The sequence below is a fragment of the Alloiococcus sp. CFN-8 genome (genome assembly GCF_049943125.1).
In the GTDB taxonomy this organism is placed as follows: Bacteria; Bacillota; Clostridia; order Clostridiales; family Clostridiaceae; genus JAEXZL01.
Window position 1 is genome coordinate 3523566 of sequence record NZ_CP188040.1, and the last position, 20824, is coordinate 3544389.

18 protein-coding genes are annotated in these 20824 nt (G+C 33.3%); all 18 read left to right on the plus strand.

The window, feature by feature from the left end; all coding sequences use genetic code 11:
* Nucleotides 1-5: 5 nt before the first annotated feature.
* The 18 genes from infB to ACPWSR_RS16685 all read left to right on the plus strand — a co-directional run bounded on the left by infB (nucleotide 6) and on the right by ACPWSR_RS16685 (nucleotide 20792).
* On the plus strand, nucleotides 6-2081 hold the full coding sequence (gene infB, locus ACPWSR_RS16600; protein ID WP_426349339.1) for a translation initiation factor IF-2: 2076 nt from the start codon (nucleotides 6-8) through the stop codon (nucleotides 2079-2081).
* A gap of 12 nt (nucleotides 2082-2093) precedes the next feature.
* Nucleotides 2094-2453 (plus strand): 30S ribosome-binding factor RbfA, encoded by a 360-nt coding sequence (gene rbfA, locus ACPWSR_RS16605; RefSeq protein ID WP_426349340.1) that lies wholly within the window; start codon nucleotides 2094-2096, stop codon nucleotides 2451-2453.
* On the plus strand, nucleotides 2443-3402 hold the full coding sequence (locus ACPWSR_RS16610; protein ID WP_426349341.1) for a DHH family phosphoesterase: 960 nt from the start codon (nucleotides 2443-2445) through the stop codon (nucleotides 3400-3402). The genes rbfA and ACPWSR_RS16610 overlap by 11 nt, the downstream gene beginning before the upstream one ends.
* Nucleotides 3396-4286 (plus strand): tRNA pseudouridine(55) synthase TruB, encoded by an 891-nt coding sequence (truB, locus tag ACPWSR_RS16615; RefSeq protein WP_426349342.1) that lies wholly within the window; start codon nucleotides 3396-3398, stop codon nucleotides 4284-4286. The genes ACPWSR_RS16610 and truB overlap by 7 nt, the downstream gene beginning before the upstream one ends.
* A 247-nt stretch (nucleotides 4287-4533) precedes the next feature.
* Complete coding sequence (locus ACPWSR_RS16620; protein WP_426349343.1) at nucleotides 4534-5466, plus strand: bifunctional riboflavin kinase/FAD synthetase; 933 nt, start codon at nucleotides 4534-4536, stop codon at nucleotides 5464-5466.
* A gap of 170 nt (nucleotides 5467-5636) precedes the next feature.
* The gene (gene rpsO, locus ACPWSR_RS16625; protein WP_426349344.1) at nucleotides 5637-5900 is read left to right on the plus strand and encodes a 30S ribosomal protein S15; all 264 of its coding nucleotides are present in this window, start codon (nucleotides 5637-5639) and stop codon (nucleotides 5898-5900) included.
* Between the two features lie 421 nt (nucleotides 5901-6321).
* Nucleotides 6322-8433 (plus strand): polyribonucleotide nucleotidyltransferase, encoded by a 2112-nt coding sequence (locus ACPWSR_RS16630; protein ID WP_426349345.1) that lies wholly within the window; start codon nucleotides 6322-6324, stop codon nucleotides 8431-8433.
* Nucleotides 8434-8497: 64 nt separating this feature from the next.
* Nucleotides 8498-9760, plus strand: a complete 1263-nt coding sequence (locus ACPWSR_RS16635; RefSeq protein ID WP_426349346.1) for a M16 family metallopeptidase — start codon at nucleotides 8498-8500, stop codon at nucleotides 9758-9760.
* Nucleotides 9761-10285: 525 nt separating this feature from the next.
* Nucleotides 10286-10561: a YlmC/YmxH family sporulation protein gene (locus ACPWSR_RS16640; protein WP_426349347.1), complete on the plus strand. Its 276-nt coding sequence runs from the start codon at nucleotides 10286-10288 to the stop codon at nucleotides 10559-10561.
* 21 nt (nucleotides 10562-10582) lie between these two features.
* Entirely contained in the window at nucleotides 10583-11773 is a 1191-nt protein-coding gene (gene dapG / locus ACPWSR_RS16645; protein ID WP_426349348.1) for an aspartate kinase, read from the plus strand.
* Between the two features lie 55 nt (nucleotides 11774-11828).
* On the plus strand, nucleotides 11829-12491 hold the full coding sequence (locus ACPWSR_RS16650; protein ID WP_426349349.1) for a ClpP family protease: 663 nt from the start codon (nucleotides 11829-11831) through the stop codon (nucleotides 12489-12491).
* A gap of 76 nt (nucleotides 12492-12567) precedes the next feature.
* On the plus strand, nucleotides 12568-14895 hold the full coding sequence (locus tag ACPWSR_RS16655) for a DNA translocase FtsK (RefSeq protein ID WP_426349350.1): 2328 nt from the start codon (nucleotides 12568-12570) through the stop codon (nucleotides 14893-14895).
* A gap of 60 nt (nucleotides 14896-14955) precedes the next feature.
* The gene (gene rimO / locus ACPWSR_RS16660) at nucleotides 14956-16293 is read left to right on the plus strand and encodes a 30S ribosomal protein S12 methylthiotransferase RimO (RefSeq protein ID WP_426349351.1); all 1338 of its coding nucleotides are present in this window, start codon (nucleotides 14956-14958) and stop codon (nucleotides 16291-16293) included.
* Nucleotides 16277-16861 (plus strand): CDP-diacylglycerol--glycerol-3-phosphate 3-phosphatidyltransferase, encoded by a 585-nt coding sequence (gene pgsA / locus ACPWSR_RS16665; RefSeq protein WP_426349352.1) that lies wholly within the window; start codon nucleotides 16277-16279, stop codon nucleotides 16859-16861. The genes rimO and pgsA overlap by 17 nt, the downstream gene beginning before the upstream one ends.
* Nucleotides 16862-17013: 152 nt before the next feature.
* Nucleotides 17014-18066 (plus strand): recombinase RecA, encoded by a 1053-nt coding sequence (recA, locus tag ACPWSR_RS16670; protein WP_426351405.1) that lies wholly within the window; start codon nucleotides 17014-17016, stop codon nucleotides 18064-18066.
* A gap of 218 nt (nucleotides 18067-18284) precedes the next feature.
* On the plus strand, nucleotides 18285-19832 hold the full coding sequence (rny, locus tag ACPWSR_RS16675; protein WP_426349353.1) for a ribonuclease Y: 1548 nt from the start codon (nucleotides 18285-18287) through the stop codon (nucleotides 19830-19832).
* A gap of 162 nt (nucleotides 19833-19994) precedes the next feature.
* Entirely contained in the window at nucleotides 19995-20255 is a 261-nt protein-coding gene (locus ACPWSR_RS16680; RefSeq protein ID WP_426349354.1) for a stage V sporulation protein S, read from the plus strand.
* Between the two features lie 81 nt (nucleotides 20256-20336).
* Entirely contained in the window at nucleotides 20337-20792 is a 456-nt protein-coding gene (locus ACPWSR_RS16685; protein WP_426349355.1) for a PTS sugar transporter subunit IIA, read from the plus strand.
* Nucleotides 20793-20824: the final 32 nt, after the last annotated feature.

Here is a 20824-nt window from a genome sequence, read left to right on the forward strand (position 1 = left end):
ATTATTTGTCAAAAATCAGAGTATATGAATTGGCAAAAGAGCTTGGAATATCAAGCAAGGATTTAATAACTATGCTCATGGATGAGTTTAGTATTGAAGTTAAAAATCACATGAGTGTCATTGAAGATGAAGATGCAGAGTTAATAAAAGAGTTACTTAGCGATAAGGAACCATCTACAGATTCTGCGGAAGAAGGAAATAAAACTATAGTGGATGAGTACGAAGAAATTTTAGCTGAAGAGCTTAATAATGCCTTCAAGAAGAATAGAAAAAGAAATAAAAACGAAAATAGAAACGAGAATTCTGGAAATATGGAAGAGGAACCTGTTTCTATCTTAGAAATTGGGGAAACCATAACCGTTAAGGAATTATCAGAAAAGCTTAAAAAGCCTACCACAGAAGTTATAAAAACATTAATTTTCAGTGGAGTAATGGCTGCAATAAATCAGGAAATTGATTTTGCTACAGCTGAGAAGGTAGCAGAAAAGTTTGAAATACCAATCAAGAAAAAAGAAGATGATGGTTCTAAACTTGAAGAGGATAGCGAACTATATAGCGATGACGATAGCGAAAGAAGACCTCCTATAGTTACTGTAATGGGCCACGTTGACCACGGGAAAACCTCTTTATTAGATGCTATTAAAAAGTCAAAGGTTACGGAAACTGAGGCAGGCGGTATAACTCAACATATAGGTGCTTATACTGTTACTATTAATGATGAAAAAATCACTTTCTTGGATACACCTGGACATGAAGCCTTTACTTCAATGAGAGCTAGAGGTGCTCAGGTTACAGACGTGGTAATATTAGTAGTAGCCGCAGATGATGGTATAATGCCTCAAACAAAAGAAGCTATAAATCACTGTAAAGCAGCTAATGTACCAATGGTAGTAGCTATTAATAAAATTGACCGTCCAGGAGCCAATCCTGATAAGGTAAAACAAGAACTTACAGAATTCGGTATGGTAGCAGAAGATTGGGGCGGAGATACTATATGTGTACCTGTTTCTGCTAAGACTCATGAAGGTATTGATAGTCTTCTTGAAATGGTTCTTCTTTCTGCGGAAATATTAGAATTAAAGGCTAATTCTAAACGAAATGCCAGAGGTACTGTTATAGAAGCTAAATTAGATAAAGGCAGGGGTCCAGTAGCTACTTTATTAGTTCAAAACGGAACTTTATCTGTTGGTGATTCTATTTTAGTAGGTAGTACCTACGGAAGAATAAGAGCCATGTTTGACGATAAAGGAAAGAAGATTAAATCAGCTGGTCCATCTATTCCTGTTGAGATATTAGGATTATCAGAAGTTCCATCAGCTGGTGATAGATTCCATGTTGTTAAGGATGAAAAGACAGCTAGAGATATGGCTGAGACTAGAAAAGACAAAATGAAAGATGAACATATGCAATCCGGCAATAGAGTTTCATTAGAGGATCTATACAATCAAATAAAAGAAGGCAAGGTAAAAGAGCTTGCATTAATTGTTAAGGCAGATGTACAGGGTTCTGTTGAAGCAATAAAGCAATCCTTAGAAAAACTTTCTACAGATGATGTAAAAGTTAGAGTTATCCATGGTGCTGCTGGAGCTATTACTGAAACAGATGTGACTCTTGCGACAGCCTCAAATGCAATAATCGTTGGATTTAATGTTAGACCCGATGCTAATGCTGTTAATATAGCTGAGAAAGAAAATGTAGATATTAAAACCTATAGAATAATATATGATGCTATAGAGGATGTTAAGTCAGCTATGATTGGAATGCTTGAGCCTGATCTAAAGGAAGTTGTTCTTGGTAGAGCAGAAATAAGGAGAACCTATAAAATATCCAGTCTTGGAACTATTGCAGGTTGCTATGTTTTAGATGGTAAAATAACTAGAAACAGCGATATTAGAGTTATCCGAGAAGGAATAGTTATATTCGAATCTAAACTTGCATCCCTTAAGAGATTTAAGGATGATGTTAAAGAAGCGGCAGCTGGATATGAATGTGGATTAAGCATCGAAAAGTTTAATGATATAAAAGATGGAGATATTATTGAAGCTTATACTATGGAAGAAATTAAGAGAAAACAGCTGTAAAGAGGTGATAAAATGGCTAATTATAGATCCGGAAGAATTAATGAAGAAATAAAAAGGGAAATTAGCATTATAATAGCAAATGACATTAAAGATCCCAGAGTATCCGCAATGGTTAGTGTGACCCACGTTAATACAACGAAGGATCTTCATTACGCTAAGGTGTCATTAAGTATTTTTGGAACTGAGTCTCAAAAGGAAGAAACCTTAGAAGCTATAAAGCACTCTAGCGGATTTATTAGAAAAGAGCTTGCTCATAGACTTAAGCTTAGACATACTCCCGAATTAATAATAGAGCGAGATGATTCTATTGAACACGGAATGCACATAAATGAAATCATTCAAAAGCTTAAGGAGAATAATAATGAAGCTTAATGAGATTTCAGAAATTATAAGTCAGAGTACAACTATTGGAATTACTTTTCACACTTCACCAGATGGTGATTCCATAGGCAGTGCTCTGGCTCTGCTAATTTCTCTAGAAAAATTAAATAAAAATGTCTATATTATATGTAAAGAAAAGCTTCCTGTTGATTTTAGCTTTTTACCAAGGAGTGAAGCTATAGATGGTACTATACAGGCTCCTAAAGAAGGTACAGAAATAGTTATTGTTATAGATTGCGGAAATGTAGAAAGAGTAAACGCAGATTTAAGTAATTATAAAAAAACTATTATTAACGTAGACCATCATATAAGTAATGATCAATATGGTCATTATAATTATATAGATACCTCTGCTGCTGCTTCAGCAGAAATTATCTTTAATCTAATTAAGGATCTAGGTGCTCCATTTGATAGCAAAATAGCTAGCTGCATATATACTTCCATCATGACTGATACCGGTTCTTTTAAATATTCAAACACCACAAGTAATACTCATTTAATATTATCTGAGCTGCTTAAGTATCCCTTCGATTTTACTTTAATACATAGGCTTATATATGAAAATAAGGATCAGAAATATATCAAGCTTTTAGGACTAGTATACTCAGATATGAAGCTTGTTAGAGATTCGAAAATATGTTTATTCTCAATTACAGATAGAATGCTCAAGGAGTTAAACTTCCAACTGGAGGATAGCTCAGAAATTGTATCCTCAGGTCTTATGATTAAAGGTGTGGAAGCTTCAATATTATTTAAAGAAAAAAATGATGGCGTTAAAATAAGCTTTAGGTCAAAGGACAAAATTGATGTGAGAAAAATAGCAGAGTATTTCTCAGGTGGAGGTCACATAAAGGCTTCCGGTGCCTTTATTTCTAATGTGACCATAGATAAAGCAACTGAAATGGTACTTGCTGTAATAGAGGAAAATGATTTATGTTAAATGGAGTTATAAATATAAATAAACCTGAAGGAATATCTTCCTTTGACGTTATAAGAAAGCTTAAGCCCCTGGTAGGTAAAGTCAAAATTGGTCATGCAGGAACCTTAGACCCATTAGCTAGCGGAGTTCTTCCTATTTGTTTAGGTCCAGCTACTAAGGCTATTGATTACTTTATGAACGATACAAAGATATACAGGACTATTTTAAAGCTAGGCATCACTACAGATACCTATGATAGAGAGGGGACTATTTTATTTAAGAAGGATGCCTCCTCAGTAACAATTATGGAAATATTATCAGTTCTTAAAGGCTTTAAAGGAACAATCAATCAATATCCCCCCATGTATTCAGCTCTTAAGGTTAATGGACAGCGCCTATACGATTTGGCCAGAAAAGGAATAGAGATTGAACGAGAGGCCAGAGAAGTAACTATATATGCTTTAAACCTATTATCCTATGATAATGCTTCTTCAGAACTAGAGCTTAGAGTTAGATGTTCTAAGGGGACATATATTAGAAGTCTCTGCAAAGATATAGGTGATGCCCTAGGGTGCGGAGCATATATGAAGGAATTAACAAGGGAAAAAAACGGAGTGTTTGATTTATCCCATTCAGTTAATCTAGATACTCTCAATACCTCAAACATAAGCGAATACATACTACCTTTAGATAGCTTATTGAATAAATATAATAAAATTCAATTAGATCCTTACTTTCTAAAATTATTTATTAATGGTGTTTCAATACAGGATAGAGCCTTAATCGATGAATTGGATAATAATTATACTTTATATAGAGTTTATGACATAGACAATAACTTTATTGGTATCGGACGGTTTGCAAATAAGGCTTTTAAAGCTGATAAAGTATTTATCACAAGGTAAGTGTTTACTTCTATGTTATCCCTATAAAAAAGCAAAGGATAGAGCTGGTTATAAATATCCTTTGCTTTTTATGGGTATATAATTAATTAGAATACAACAATTATAGCTTATAATCAAGGAAATCATATAACAATCTGTTATTAATTGACATAAAAAAGCGAATATGCAATAATAAACTGAAACTAAAGATATTAGTTAAAAGAAGAATTAATTTTAAAAGAATAAAGGTTTAAATTGAGGTAAAGAGATGTTGATAATAGATGAAAATTATAATAAACCTATAGATAAAAAAACATATATAGCTTTAGGTAGCTTTGATGGACTGCACACAGGTCATATGCAGCTAATTAACAAAGCAAAAGAACTAGCTGAAGTAAATAATGGACTAAGTATGGTTTATACCTTTAAAAATCATCCTAAAACCGTTGTAAAGGGTGCTATTCCACCTAAACTGCTTACGGACAATGAGTATAAGCTTAACTTATTAAAAAAAGCGGGAATTGATATAGCTTGTTTAGTTACCTTTTCTGAGGAGTATATGAAAAATTCAGCTGAAGGCTACATAAAAATGCTTATTGACCTATACAATGCTGACGGATTTGTTGTTGGACTAAATCATAAGTTTGGATATAAAAATACCGGCAATGTAGAATTTTTAAAAGAACTAAAATTAAAATATAACTTTAAGCTTGAAGTAGTAGAAACCATGAAATACCACGATGAAGTTGTAAGCAGTTCACTTATTCGTTCTGAGCTCACTGAAGGAAATTTAGAAAAGGCAAATATTTTATTGGGAAGACCCTATTGCTTAAGGAATATTGTTATTCATGGAAGAAAGCTTGGTAGAGAACTAGGTTATCCCACTGCTAATCTAAATATCAATAAGGATTATGTTATACCTGCTTTAGGAATATATTATACAATAGTAGAGATAAATAACACCTTTTATAAGGGTATAAGTAGTGTAGGGTTTAATCCTACCATAGAGAATAAGGGATTTTCTATAGAAACACATATATTAGATTTTAATCAAGAAATATATGACCAAGAAATATCCTTATATTTTATAAAGAAAATCCGAAATGAAAAGAAATTTAATACTTTGAATGATTTAATCGCCAGATTAGATATTGATAGAGAATTTGCAGAAAAAGAACCTATACCTGATTACTTTTTATAATAATAAGATTTAATCTATTACTTTTCAGTAAAAACATAAAGATTTTATACTAAAAATATTTTACTTTTATTATTATATCTGTTATAATAGCCGAGTAGAACCCTGTTCTAAGTTCTTAGAATGCCTATCTTTTTACTTGGAACTCGGGGATAAATTTTGGAGGTGTACCAATGGAAAAGGCAAGAAAACAAGAAATAATGACTAAATATGCTCGTCATGAGGGTGATACAGGATCACCAGAAGTACAAATAGCTCTTTTAACTGAGAGAATAAACAGCTTAACTGATCATCTTAAGACACATAAAAAAGACCATCACTCAAGAAGAGGTCTATTAATGATGGTTGGACAAAGAAGAGGTTTATTAAATTACCTAGAATCAAAAGATATTCAAAGATATCGTACTATAATTGAACAACTAGGACTAAGAAGATAGTAATCTTATATAAGAGAGTGTATGGGTTATCCATATGCTCTCTTGTTACATATCACTGCTTTTAAAATACACTAAAATTGTAGTTTTATGTATACGTTACACTAAATTAGAATAATAGGACAAAATGCTTTAGCATCAAGGATTCTAAGCTTGACAAAACAATCAATTTATGAAAGAATTAATACGTTAATGGAGAGGTTTAAATTTTCTTTCTGTATTTAATTATAAGATTATAGGAAATGCAATTAATATTTTTAAATGTAATAATTGTTTTGCTTATAAGGTTAATTCCAAATTATTTAGAGTCATGAAAGGAATTTTGTCTCTATATGATAGAGCGGTATCCCCGCTCTATCATTTTAGAATACTTATATTTTTAAAATTAATACAAATAATATTAACAATTGAAAGGAGGTATATTATGTACCATACACATGAGATGATTATAGCAGGTAGAAAGTTAAAGGTTGAATATGGAAAAATCGGCATGCTCTCTAATGCTGCTATTATGATGAGTTATGGTGATACCGTTATAATCACAAATGTAAACGCCTCAGAAACTCCTAGAGAAGGAATAGATTTCTTCCCTTTAAGCGTTGAATATGAGGAAAAACTATATGCTGTAGGTAAAATACCTGGAGGTTTTATTAAAAGGGAAGGCCGTCCATCAGAAAAAGCTATCCTTCACGGAAGAGCTATTGATAGACCGATAAGACCTTTATTTCCAAAGGGCTATAGAAATGATGTTCAAGTTGTATGCACTGTAGTTTCTGTAGAAAATGATAATCTTCCAGAAATTCTAGCAATAAATGCAGCATCAACAGCATTATCAATTTCTAGCATTCCATTTACTGATCCTGTAGGTGCTGTTTCTATAGGCTACATAAATGGTGAATTCATAGTAAATCCCACCACCAAGGAGAGAGAACAAAGCTCCTTAGCCTTAACTGTAGTAGCTACCAAGGAAAAGGTTATGATGATTGAGGCTGGTGCCAACGAGATTTCTGAAGATATCATGTATGATGCTATAATCTTCGGCTTTGAGGAATGTAAGAAAATAGTTGCCTTCCAGGAAGAGTGCATGAAGATGTTTGGAAAGGAAAAAATCTTCCCTGAATTCCATCATGTAGATGAGAACTTAGAAAATGAAGTTAAAGAATTTGCCTTCAACATGGTTAAAGATGCTATGTATATCATAGATAAGGATGAAAGAAATTCAGCAATATCAGAGGTTAAAGAAAAGGTTAAGGCTCAATTCGAAGAAAAGTATCCTGATAACATGGCAGATGTTAATGATGTAATCTACAACCTTCAAAAGAAAGTTGTAAGAAATATGATTCTGGATGAGAGCAGAAGACCTGATGGAAGAGGCTTTGATGAGATAAGACCACTTGGTTGTGAGGTTTCTCTACTCCCAAGAACTCATGGAACAGGCTTATTCACTAGAGGTTTAACACAAGTACTCACAGTAGCAACCTTAGGAGCAATCGGTGATGTACAGATATTAGACGGAATAGCTGAAGAGGAATTTAAGAGATATATGCATCATTATAACTTCCCATCCTACAGTGTTGGAGAAGTAAGACCTCTTAGAGGACCTGGAAGAAGAGAAATCGGCCATGGTGCTTTAGCAGAGAGAGCTTTAGAACCTTTAATTCCTTCTGAAGAAGAATTCCCATATACTATTAGACTTGTTTCAGAAGTATTAAGCTCTAACGGTTCAACATCACAAGCCAGTGTTTGTGCTAGTACACTAGCTCTTCTGGACGCAGGTGTTCCGATAAAAAGACCTGCAGCAGGTATAGCTATGGGACTTGTAACCAGCGAGGATTTATCAAAGGAAGCTATTCTTACAGATATACAGGGAATCGAAGATTTCTTTGGCGATATGGACTTTAAGGTAGCAGGAACTGTAGAAGGGATAACTTCTATTCAGGTTGATACTAAGCTTAAAGGCTTATCCAATGATTGTATAAGAAATTCTATAGAGAAAGCTAAGATAGCAAGACTTCATATATTAGAAAAGATAAATGAATGTATATCAGCTCCAAGAGAAGAAGTATCACAGTACGCTCCTAAAACTTTCACAATGATGATAGATCCAGAAAAAATCAGAGATGTTATAGGTGCTGGTGGAAAAACAATCAATAAGATAATTGCTGAGACTGGCGTCAAGATAGACATTAAGGAAGATGGTAGAGTTTTTGTATCATCAACAGATTCAGTAGGCGTTAAGCAAGCCTTAAAGATTATCGAAGGTTTAACTAAGGATGTAAAGGCTGGAGAAATATATCTAGGTAAGGTTACAAAGATAGCTACCTTTGGTTGTTTTGTTGAAATACTACCTAACAAAGAAGGCTTGGTTCATATATCTAAATTAGATGTAACTAGGGTAAATAAAGTTGAGGATGTTGTTTCTGTTGGTGATGAGATCCTTGTTAAGGTTACTGAAATAGATAGTCAAGGCAGAATAAATCTCTCCAGAAAAGATGCCATAAAGGAATCAGAGCAAAATAAAGAAGTAGAAGAATAAAGAATAGAAGGGCTTTATGCCTTTTTATTTTTTTATATAAAACTAAAATTTCAAGGAGACTATTATGCTGAAAATACATAAGCTTTCAAATAATTTAAGAATTGTAGCTGAAAAGTCCGACTCAGTTAAGTCTTTTACTTTGGGTATATGGATAAAAGCAGGATCCAGAAATGAGAACCTTATTAATAATGGAATTTCTCATTTTATAGAACATATGCTTTTTAAAGGCACAAAAAAAAGAACAGCTTTAGAGCTAGCTGAAGCTATTGAAAATGTTGGCGGACAAATAAATGCTTTTACAGGTAGAGAAGCTACCTGTTATTATATAAAGGCGCTAGATGAATATCTCCCTCTTGCTTTTGATATATTATCAGATATGTTGTTTAACAGCAGCTTTTCTTTAGAGGATATAGAAAAAGAAAAGGGCGTAGTACTGGAGGAGATAAACATGTGCGATGATTCTCCTGAGGACGTACTAAGTGATCTTCATACTTATGCTACATGGCAGGAGGATAGTTTATCTCTTCCCATACTAGGAAGTAAGAAGTCCGTTTCATCGTTGACTAGAGATGCAATAGTTGAGTATCTTGATAGTAATTATACTCCGGAAAGAGCCGTAATCTCCATTAGTGGTAATTTTAATGAAGAGAAACTCTTAACTCTTGCAAACACTTATTTTGGAGATTGGAAGTCTAATTCAAAGAGCAGTATAGTAGAATATAGCAAGCCTACAATTCACCACAATTTCCTTCACAAGGATAAGGATATCGAACAGCTGCATATAAGTTTAGGACTTAAGGGGTATCCTTTAGGTAATGAATTAGGCTATACCTCAACTTTAATAGGAAATATTTTAGGTGGAGGATCCTCTTCAATATTATTTCAAAAACTGAGAGAAGAGCTAGGGCTCTGTTATTCTATATATACCTACACTACTGCTTATAACAATGGTGGAACATTAAATATATATGCAGGACTCTCACCACAGCATGGAGCAATCGCTGCAGAAGTTATAAAAGATGAATTAAATAAGCTTTCAGAAGAAGGAATCACTCCAGAGCTTTTAGAGATTACTAAGAAAAAGCTTAAAGGAAGCTATATACTAGGTTTAGAAAGCACCAGCAGCAGGATGTTTGCTAACGGTAGAAATATATTGTTTATGGATAAAACTTACTCTCAACAAGACATAATTGATAAAATAGATAACATTACAATGGAAAAAGTAAATAAGGTTATAAAAGAATGTATTACACCTGGACTTCTTAACGGTGCCTTTGTGGGTAATACTTCAGAAATTAATCAAGTATTAACAGTAATTAAAAACTGATATTACAGGAAAAGTGGAAAATCAACAGGTGACCTTGCACATATCATTACGTAAGTTAATAATAGACCTTTAAAGACATTTAACTGTGATTAAGTGTCTATTTTTGTACTCTTACTCCTCGAGTGTTAACCAATAAAAATTTCCATCTTTAAAGAAATTGACACTACTAATATTAGAGAGGAAAAATCCGTTTCTTCTTTAACAATAGATACCATAATTGAATATATTGATATTAATTCAATAAAGTGCTCCTTTCTGTGTGATAATGGTGTTTTTGCAGATAATAATAGATAAGTTAATCAAGTTTTAATTTATTGAAAGTTGATTTATATTAAACATCTGTTAATATTATTATATATGAAATAATCTATTTTATTGAGCATAAGGTTAATAATATTACTGCCGTAGATTATATTAATGAATTTTTATAGGTGTTATGAATGAATATAAAATAGGTGTCATGAATTAAATTTTTCATAGGTGCATATATTTTAATGATTAATAAAAATAGGAGGCACCGATAGTATGGCAGATAATATAAAGTTATATAGTGAGATAGAGAGATTTGAAATAATTAACATTAATGATGGAGAAAAATATAACTGTTTAGCTAATAACGATATTGTAGTTGATGAAGATGGTTATCTTAAACTTCTTATCATAAACATAAATAACAATAAATTTTCTTTATTTGGCAGCAATGAATTTATGGAAATACCCTGGGACTATGTAAAAAAGATTGGTGCACGAACCATAATTCTTGATGCTGAGGAACAAAATATTAAAAGAACTAAACCGTAACTTTTTACTAGAGGTGATTGGATGGATATTATCGTACAAAAGTTTGGAGGTACCTCCGTAACAACAAAAGAACGCAGAAAGCTTGTAGTAGAAAAAATTAAACACTCTTTAAATAATAACCTTATTCCAGTTGTAGTGGTATCAGCTATGGGCAGAAAAGGCGACCCCTATGCTACTGACACATTATTATCGATGATAAATGAAGGTTTCAAGACCAACAATCCTAAAGCAATGGATTTTCTTATGAGCTGCGGAGAAATGATAAGCACTGTTGTATTGTGTAATGATTTATATGATGCAGGTATAAGAGCAATGCCTCTTACTGGAGGACAGGCAGGAATAATTACAGATGCAAAATTTAATAATGCTTCAGTTAAAGAAGTTAATACCTCAATGCTAATGGAATTAATATCTCAAGGAATAGTACCTGTTGTTTCAGGCTTTCAGGGGGCCACAGAAAAAGGAGAAATCACTACATTGGGTAGAGGAGGAAGCGATACCACAGCATCTATTTTAGGCGTTGCTCTAAAAGCAAAGGAAATAGATATCTTTACCGATGTTGATGGTATTATGACTGCGGATCCTCGAATAGTTCAGGAGGCTGAGGTTATCTCTAAAATGAACTATCTAGAGGTATTCCAGTATGCTGATCAAGGTGCAAAGGTAATTCATCCTCGTGCAGTAGATATCGCTAAGAAAGGCTCTATACCATTAAAAATAAAAAATACATTCAACGAAAGCGATGGAACAATAATAGATAGCACTGATGAGGAAAGCAAGAAGATTATAGCAGGGATAACTTATACCCAAGATAGAATACAGGTTGTTATTAAAAAGGCGAATAATGAAGGTAATCCCATGTACAAAAACCTCCTTAATCTCCTTGCTAAAGAAAATATCAGTATTGATTTAATTAATGTATTTCCTGAAGAGAAGATATTCACAATCAGCTCAAAGGATAAGGATAGCCTCTGCAGAGTCCTTGGTATGGAGGGAATCAAATACAGCCTAGTAGAAGGCTGTAGCAATGTAGCTCTTATTGGAACAGGTATGAGAGGTATTCCAGGAGTTATGGCTTCAATAGTGGAAGCCCTAAATGAAGAAGAAATAGAAATACTACAGAGCGCTGATTCTTTTATGACTATATGGTGTCTTGTTAAGACTGAAAATGTTAAAAGAGCAATTAATATTCTCCATAAAAAGTTTATGTAGTATAGAATAATTAATCCTCCTAGGTGCACAATAAATGTGTATAGGAGGATTAATTATGGATAAAAACGGAGATGCAATAAAAGAATTTGGAAATACCTATGTAAATAACATGAAGGAAAATGAAAGTATTCAAGTATTATCTATTATAGGACAAATTGAAGGCCATATGAATCTATCTCCACAAACCAAGTCTACTAAATATGAGCATGTTATTCCTTCATTAATATCCATGGAACAAAATCCTGAAGTCCAGGGTATATTAATAGTCCTTAACACTATAGGTGGAGATATTGAGGCTGGACTCGCAATATCTGAGATGATTTATAGTTTAAGTAAACCAACGGTATCTTTAGTTGTTGGTGGCGGTCATTCTATAGGTGTCCCTCTTGCAACAGCTGCAGATTATTCTTTTATATCACCTTCAGCCACAATGATTTTGCATCCTATTAGAATGAATGGATTAGTGATAGGAGTGCCTCAAACCTTTGAATATTTCAATAAAATGCAGGAAAGAATAAATGACTTTATAGTAAGGACTTCTAATATAGACAAAGAAGCATTACGAAAGCTTTTGTTGCAGACAGATGAATTACTCAATGATATGGGTACTATATTAATAGGTGAGCAAGCTGTTACAATGGGATTGATTGATGAGGTAGGTGGAGTAAAAGATGCTCTAAAAAAGCTTAAAGAATTAATAAATGAGGATAAACCATAGATAGGCGCTATGGTTTATTTAATTTACTTAAAGGATATTTTTCTTAAATGTAGAATTAATAAAGCGGGGTGATACGATGGCGAAGAAGAAAAAGAAGACGTCCACGAAGGATAAAAATAATGTAAGAAAAGAAGTGAATGGTGTTATAATCATAGCTTTAGGATTGCTGCTGATTTTTAGCTTATTCTTTTCTAAAGATGAATTTATAGGGAATATATCAAAAGCAATTATATTTTCCACCATAGGTTTTTTGGGGTATTTACTTCCATTTATTTTAATAGCTTATGGTATTGCTATGATTTCAGCCCAAGACGGTTTAAAAAAGAGCAGTAAAAGAAAAGTTGCAATTATTATTACTCTGTTAAATACCTTGTTATTTATTCAGATGCTAACTATAAAAGATTATTATGTTCCTGGAGAGTTTTTTGGGTCTCTTAAAAATATAATAGATTCAGAAAGCAGATTTCATGGGGGTATTATAGGATTATTAATAGATATACCCTTTTATAATTTATTTGGTACAATAGGATCCTTTATTATTTTTATAGCTGTTTTTATAATAGCTGCTATTGTAATATTTGATATTTCCTTATATACCATGGGGAAGAATGTTAAAGATAAATCTGCAAGGCTGAAAATTGATAAAACGGCTATTAAAAAACTACAAACAACTAAAGAAATCGCAACAGATAGAGCAAGAGCTAAGGATGAAAAAGAGGATTATATTAACGGTATTAATAATAAAATTAAGATATTGGACTTTATGAAAAACACTACTTTAGATGATGCTGTTTATCAAGAAGATTTTCTTGAACAGATACCTCAAATAAAACCAGAAATTAATCAATACTCTGTTGAAGAGTCTGTAGCCAAAATCAATACTAATGAGAACTCAAAGGAAAAGAATAAAGCTATAAATGAAGAGATAAATAAAGAAATATCTGCCAAGATAGTTAGCTCTCCAGAAGTTATTGAATATAAGTATCCAGATGTAGATCTTTTAAATCAAAATTCTAAAACAAAGATGAACAAAGAAGATAAGAAAGAGCTGTTAGCAAATGCTACTCGATTAGAAGAAACATTAAACAGCTTCGGTGTCGATGCTAAAGTAATACAAGTAACCAAGGGACCCTCCGTTACCAGATTCGAGCTTCAACCAAAGGCGGGGGTGAAGGTAAGTAAAATTACAAATCTTTCAGATGATATAGCCCTTAGTTTAGCAGCTCGTGGAGTTCGTATAGAAGCTCCGATACCTGGAAAGTCTGCAGTGGGCATTGAGGTTCCCAATAAAGAGCTAAATGCCGTATTCTTAAGAGAAGTGTTGGAATCGAAGGAATTCACCTCTGGTTCTCAAAATTTATCCTTCGCCTTGGGTAAAGGGATAGATGGTAATTGTGTAGTCACTGATCTTAGCAAGATGCCACATTTATTAATAGCAGGTGCCACTGGGTCAGGGAAGAGTGTATGTATTAACACATTAATAATAAGCTTATTATATAAGTACTCCCCTTCAGAAGTAAGGCTGTTGATGGTGGATCCAAAGGTTGTAGAACTATCTGTTTACAACGGTATACCACATCTTCTTATACCAGTTGTTACTGATCCTAAAAAAGCTGCTGGAGCATTAAATTGGGCCGTAAATGAAATGACTAGAAGATATAAGCTTTTTGCTGAGAATTCTGTTAGAAATATTGAAGGCTATAACGACCTATTTGATAAAGGTAAAATAGAGGAAAAACTCCCATGGATAGTCATGATAGTAGATGAGTTAGCTGATCTTATGATGGCTTGTCCGCATGAAGTTGAAGAATACATTGCTAGATTGGCTCAAATGGCTAGAGCTGCTGGGATGCACTTAGTCATTGCCACTCAAAGACCTTCTGTTGATGTTATAACTGGAGTAATTAAAGCAAATATACCTTCAAGAATATCCTTTGCTGTTTCTAGCCAAATAGATTCTAGAACTATATTAGATTCCTCCGGAGCAGAAAAACTATTAGGAAGAGGGGATATGCTTTTCTATCCTGTTGGCGAATCTAAGCCTATAAGAATACAGGGAGCATTTATATCAGAAGGGGAGGTTGAAAAGGTTGTTGATAGTATTAAGGATAAGGTAGGTTCTCTGGAGGAGAACTATCAAACAGAAATACTAGAGCATATAGACAATGAAGTTTCCTCCACTCCCTCTGGTGATAGTGTAGATCCGCTATTAGACGAGGCAATAAAGATTGTAGTTGAATCAGGACAAGCATCTACTTCCTTATTGCAAAGGAGGCTCAGAATAGGGTATAATAGAGCGGCGAGAATTATGGAGCAATTGGAAGAAAACCGGGTTATTTCTCCAAGGGATGGAGCAAAACCAAGACAGGTCCTCTTAGGTAACCATGAAGAGAACGACTTTTAGTTTTCCCATAGGCTTCGTTATTCTGACATACTTAATTATGAAAACCTAGGAGGAAATACTTTGGGGCAATATAAAGTTGGAGTTATTAGTTTAGGCTGTGACAAGAATAGAATCGATAGTGAAATTATGTTAGGTACTATAAATTCTAATTATGTAATAACCAATAATGCTAGTGATGCAGATATTATAATTATTAATACCTGCGGTTTCATTGAAAAAGCAAAGCAAGAGTCTATTGATACCATACTTGAGATGGCTGAGTATAAAACAAAAGGTAAATGTAAGCTACTTATGGCAACAGGATGTCTTACTCAGAGGTATGGAGAGGAACTAGCTAAGCTAATTCCTGAGATAGATATTATGCTGGGGGTAAATGATTATCTTCAAATAAACAATTATATTAATGATTTTATTAGCAATCAGAAGAAGATAATTCAGTGTAATTATAGCGATGCTGGTATAAATGAAGGAAAAAGAGTATTAACCACAAAGTCCTCTACAGCATACATTCGAATAGCTGAAGGGTGCGATAACCACTGTACCTATTGTATTATCCCTAAAATCAGAGGGCATTACAGAAGCCGAAGCATGGAGAGCATATTAGAGGAAGCAATTTCATTGGCCCAGCAGGGAGTAACTGAAATTATACTCATAGCACAAGATACAACACGATACGGTATTGATATCTACGGAGAAAAGCAGCTTCATACTTTGATTAAAGAAATTTCCAGAATATCAGATTTAAGATGGATAAGAGTATTGTACTGTTATCCTGAAGAGATATACCCAGAGCTAATAAAAGAATTAGCTTCAAACGATAAGTTTTGTAAATATCTAGACCTACCTATACAGCACATCAGCAACAACATCTTAAAGCTAATGGGTAGAAAAACCACAAAAGAGTCTATCATTAATACAATTAATCAGCTAAGAAGTAATGTGCCAGATATCGCATTAAGAACTTCTATTATTGTAGGCTTTCCTGGAGAAACAGAAGAGGATTTCATAGAACTTGTGGACTTTATAAAGGAAACTTCTTTTGATAATTTGGGGGTATTTAAATATTCTCAGGAAGAGGGTAGCGCAGCGGCACTTCTTCCTGATCAGATAGATGAAAAGGTAAAGACAATTAGAGAAAGATTGTTAATGAAAGAGCAGAAACAATTAATTCCTGAAATAAATGCTAAAAGCATTAATAAAACTTATATGGTTCTTGTTGAAGAGGAGTCACAAGAGTATTATATAGGTAGGAGTGAAAAAATGGCCCCAGAAATTGATGGAGTCATCTATATAAAGAACAATGAACCAATAAAGATCGGTAGCTATATACCGGTTAAAATAGAAAAATCAATAGATTATGATTTGTTAGGAGTTGTTGATAATGAATTTGGCAAATAAGCTTACAATCCTTAGAATGTTTCTTGTCCCTGTTTTCTTAGTTTTTATGGCTGTTAAAGGGATACCTTATGGTAGCATAATTGCTACAGTAGTCTTTATCTTAGCATCCTTAACGGATAAGCTAGATGGATACATAGCAAGAAGCCGTAATCAAATAACAAACTTTGGTAAGTTCATGGATCCTTTAGCAGATAAATTATTAGTTACCGCTGCTTTAGTATCATTAGTTGAGCTTCAGCTATTGCCAGCTTGGGCTGCAATGGTGATTATAGCAAGAGAATTTGCTGTTTCTGGATTAAGAACAGTAGCTGCATCAGAAGGTACAGTTATTGCTGCTAGTAATTGGGGAAAAGCAAAAACAGTTATTCAAATAGTGGCCATAATCCTTTTACTAATAAAGGCTAACATAGGTACAGCTCCTTTAAATGGATTAATTAACTTAGAGTTTTTAAATGACTTCTTTAAAGTGGTTCCAGACTTTGTTATGCTGCTAGCAGTAGTTATAACACTAATTTCTGGAGTAGATTATTTTATTAAAAATAAATCAGTTATAAAAACTAATAAATAGGTTTAAAATCTTTAAAAATGTTAAAAATTAGAATATAATTAAAAGTTCCTTTTACGAGGAACTTTTTCAATATAGTTGACTTATAGTTTGTAATAACTTATAATTAAATAGGAACAAATGTTCGTGAGAGGATGGTGACCCTAATGGGTAATATTGATAACGAAAAATTAAAAGCAATTGAAGTTGCTATGGGACAAATAGAAAAACAATTTGGTAAGGGTTCTATAATGAAATTGGGTGAAAACAGCGGATTAAATGTGGAATCTATTCCTACGGGTTCTTTAGATTTAGACATTGCTTTGGGAATTGGCGGTGTACCTAGGGGTAGGATCATCGAAATTTACGGTCCAGAATCCTCTGGTAAGACTACAGTAGCTCTTCATATAGCAGCAGAGGCCCAAAGACTTAATGGAGCTGTTGCTTTCATAGATGCAGAGCATGCTTTAGATCCTAGTTATGCTAAAGTTATAGGTGTTGATATAGATAATTTGATTGTTTCCCAGCCTGATACTGGAGAACAAGCGCTTGAGATTACAGAAGCTTTAGTTAGATCTGGCGCTGTAGATGTTGTAGTTGTTGATTCAGTAGCTGCTTTAGTACCTCGAGCAGAAATAGAAGGTGAGATGGGAGATGCTCACGTTGGTTTACAGGCTAGATTAATGTCACAAGCATTAAGAAAACTTGCTGGAACAATTGCAAAATCAAAATGTGTAGCAATTTTCATCAATCAGTTAAGAGAAAAAGTTGGTATAATGTTTGGTAACCCAGAAACAACCCCTGGTGGTAGAGCATTAAAGTTCTATGCTTCTGTGCGCCTTGATGTTCGTAGGATTGATAGCATTAAGCAGGGGGATGAGATTTTAGGTAATAGAACAAGAGTTAAGGTAATTAAAAATAAAGTAGCTCCACCCTTTAGGCAGGCAGAGTTTGATATAATGTATAACGGTGGTATATCTAAAGTAGGTAATATTTTAGATGTAGGAGTAAAAGAAGAAATTGTTCAAAAAAGTGGCGCTTGGTTCTCTTACAAGGATACAAGACTTGGTCAGGGAAGAGAGAATTCTAAGCAGTTCTTAATAGAAAATCCTAATATTGCAACAGAAATAGAAAACCTGATTAGAAAAAAATATGATTTACCAGTAAATGAAGCTGCCGTTACTACATCTAAAGAACCTCAAGGTGATAATAAAGATAACAAGAAATAAAAAAAGTCGCAATTAAATTGCGACTTTTTTATATTTAAGCCAAAAATATTTTAGAATAAAAAAATATACAATTTCTCTATTGTTGACATTAAAACAAATATAATATAAAATAAATACAAATACTGGTTTATCATAATCAACAAGTATCCGTTCAATAATACACCTTTACTTGTGCTATAACTACTATGGTTACACAAGTTACTATGGAGGTGTTTAAAATGAAATGGAATATAGTAATACCTGCAATTGTTGGTATTGTGTTGTTCGGTATTGGAAATTTAGCAATTTATAAATTAAGGTTGAAAAAATCTAAAGAAACTATTACTAAAGTTGAAAGCGAAGCCTTGGAGACTCTAGCAGAATCAAAGAGGCAAGCAGAAGCAATGAAGAAAGAAGCAATAATAGAAGCTAAAGATGAAGTTCATCGTTTAAGAACTGACTTTGATAAAGAAATACGAGATAGGCGAAATGAAATACAGCGTCTTGAAAGAAGGCTTATTCAAAGAGAAGAGTCCTTAGATAAAAAAAGCGATTTGATTGAAAAGAAAGAGGATGCTCTAAACAAAAAAACTCAAGATATTCAGAATCTAGAAGATGATATTCAGGAGCTTCATAATAAGCAAAGACAGGAGCTTGAGAGAATTTCTGGTTTATCCTCTGAAGAAGCTAAACAAATCTTGTTGGATGAAATAAGCAGAGAAATAAAACATGATGCTGCCATAATGATTAAGGAAGTTGAATCTAGAGCGAAAGAAGAAGCAGAAAAGAAAGCTAGAGAAATTATTACTACAGCAATTCAAAGATGTGCTGCTGACCACGTTTCTGAATCAACAGTACATGTTGTTACTCTTCCCAACGATGAAATGAAGGGTAGGATTATAGGTAGAGAAGGAAGAAACATCAGAACTTTAGAAACACTAACTGGTGTTGACTTAATTATAGATGATACTCCTGAAGCTGTAATACTTTCAAGTTTTGATCCTATAAGAAGAGAAGTAGCAAGATTAGCTTTAGAAAAACTCATTGTAGATGGTAGGATTCATCCTGCAAGAATAGAAGAAATGGTTGAAAGAGCAAAAAAAGATCTGGATAATGAGATAAAAGAAGAAGGAGAGCAAGCGACCTTTGAAACAGGTATAAATGCTATCCATCCAGAAATAATCAAATTGCTAGGAAGACTAAAATATAGAACTAGCTATGGACAAAATGTACTTAAGCACTCTATTGAGGTTTCACATCTAGCTGGACTCATGGCGTCAGAGTTAGGATTAGATCCAACCATAGCTAAAAGAGCAGGTTTATTACATGATATAGGTAAAGCTGTTGATCATGAACACGAGGGTCCTCATGCTTTACTAGGTGGAGATTTAGCAAAGAAGTATCACGAATCACCGATTATAGTTAATGCTATCGCCGCCCATCATGGAGATGTAGAAATGCAATCATTAGAAGCTGTGTTAGTTCAGGCAGCAGATGCTATTTCAGCTGCTAGGCCAGGAGCAAGAAGAGAAACACTAGAAGCTTATATCAAGAGATTAGAAAAACTCGAGGAGATAGCAAATTCCTATGAAGGAGTCGAAAAATCTTTTGCTATTCAAGCAGGTAGAGAAATAAGAATAATGGTTAAGCCAGAACAAGTAGATGATGCAGGCTCTATTGAAATGGCTAGAAACATAGTAAAGCGTATTGAAGATGAACTTGAATACCCAGGACAAATTAAAATAAACGTAATCAGAGAAACCCGTGCTATTGATTATGCAAAATAAATATTAAGAAGAAAAATACATTTTGAAAATTCAAAATGTATTTTTTTATTTAATAGAGGTATTTTTTATTTTGTATAGAATATATAAAATGTATATATATTGCAATTTTTCATTTCAGTGTAAACGGTATATATCCATTTATGATTATAGGAGGTAAATATAATGGACGTTCTAAAAGTATCAACAAAGTCAAATCCAAATTCTGTTGCGGGTGCTTTAGCAGCAATAATAAAAGAAAAAAATCTGGTGGAAATCCAGGCCGTTGGTGCAGGAGCAATTAATCAAGCAGTTAAAGCAATAGCCATCGCAAGAGGGTTTATAGCGCCAAGCGGAAAAGATATAGTTTGTATACCAGCATTTACAGATATTATTATAGATGGAGAAGAAAGAACTGCTATTAAGTTAATAGTTCAACCAAGATAATACATATTCTGTTACCATATAAAAATCAATATACCTATATCAATTATTTAAATTCAATTATTGTAAAGGAGAGATGATTAAATGGATAATATAATTAAGCTTTCTATGCCTATAAATGGAGAAGTTATCCCATTGTCAGAGGTAAATAGCTATTTATTTAATAGCAAAATGATGGGAGAGGGGATAGCAATAAAGCCCCTGGATAATTATATATATTCTCCAATAGACGGAGAAATAGTAATGCTATATGAAGGCAGACATTCTATAGCTATAAAATCACCTGATGGTTTACAGATTCTTATTCATATAGGATTAGACACTGTTAAATTAGAAGGAAAAGGGTTTGCTACTTATGTAAAAGTAGGGGATATGGTTAAAAGAGGAGATAAGCTTCTATTCTTTGATAGGGAATATGTAGATCATCATTCATCAACTATAACACCGATGGTAATTACCAATACAGATATAATTAAAAATATCAAGGTGGATTATAAAGTATCAAAAGCAAAGGAAGATTTCATTGAAATCAGCATTTAGCAGGAATAAAGAAAGTATTGAAATTAGAAAGA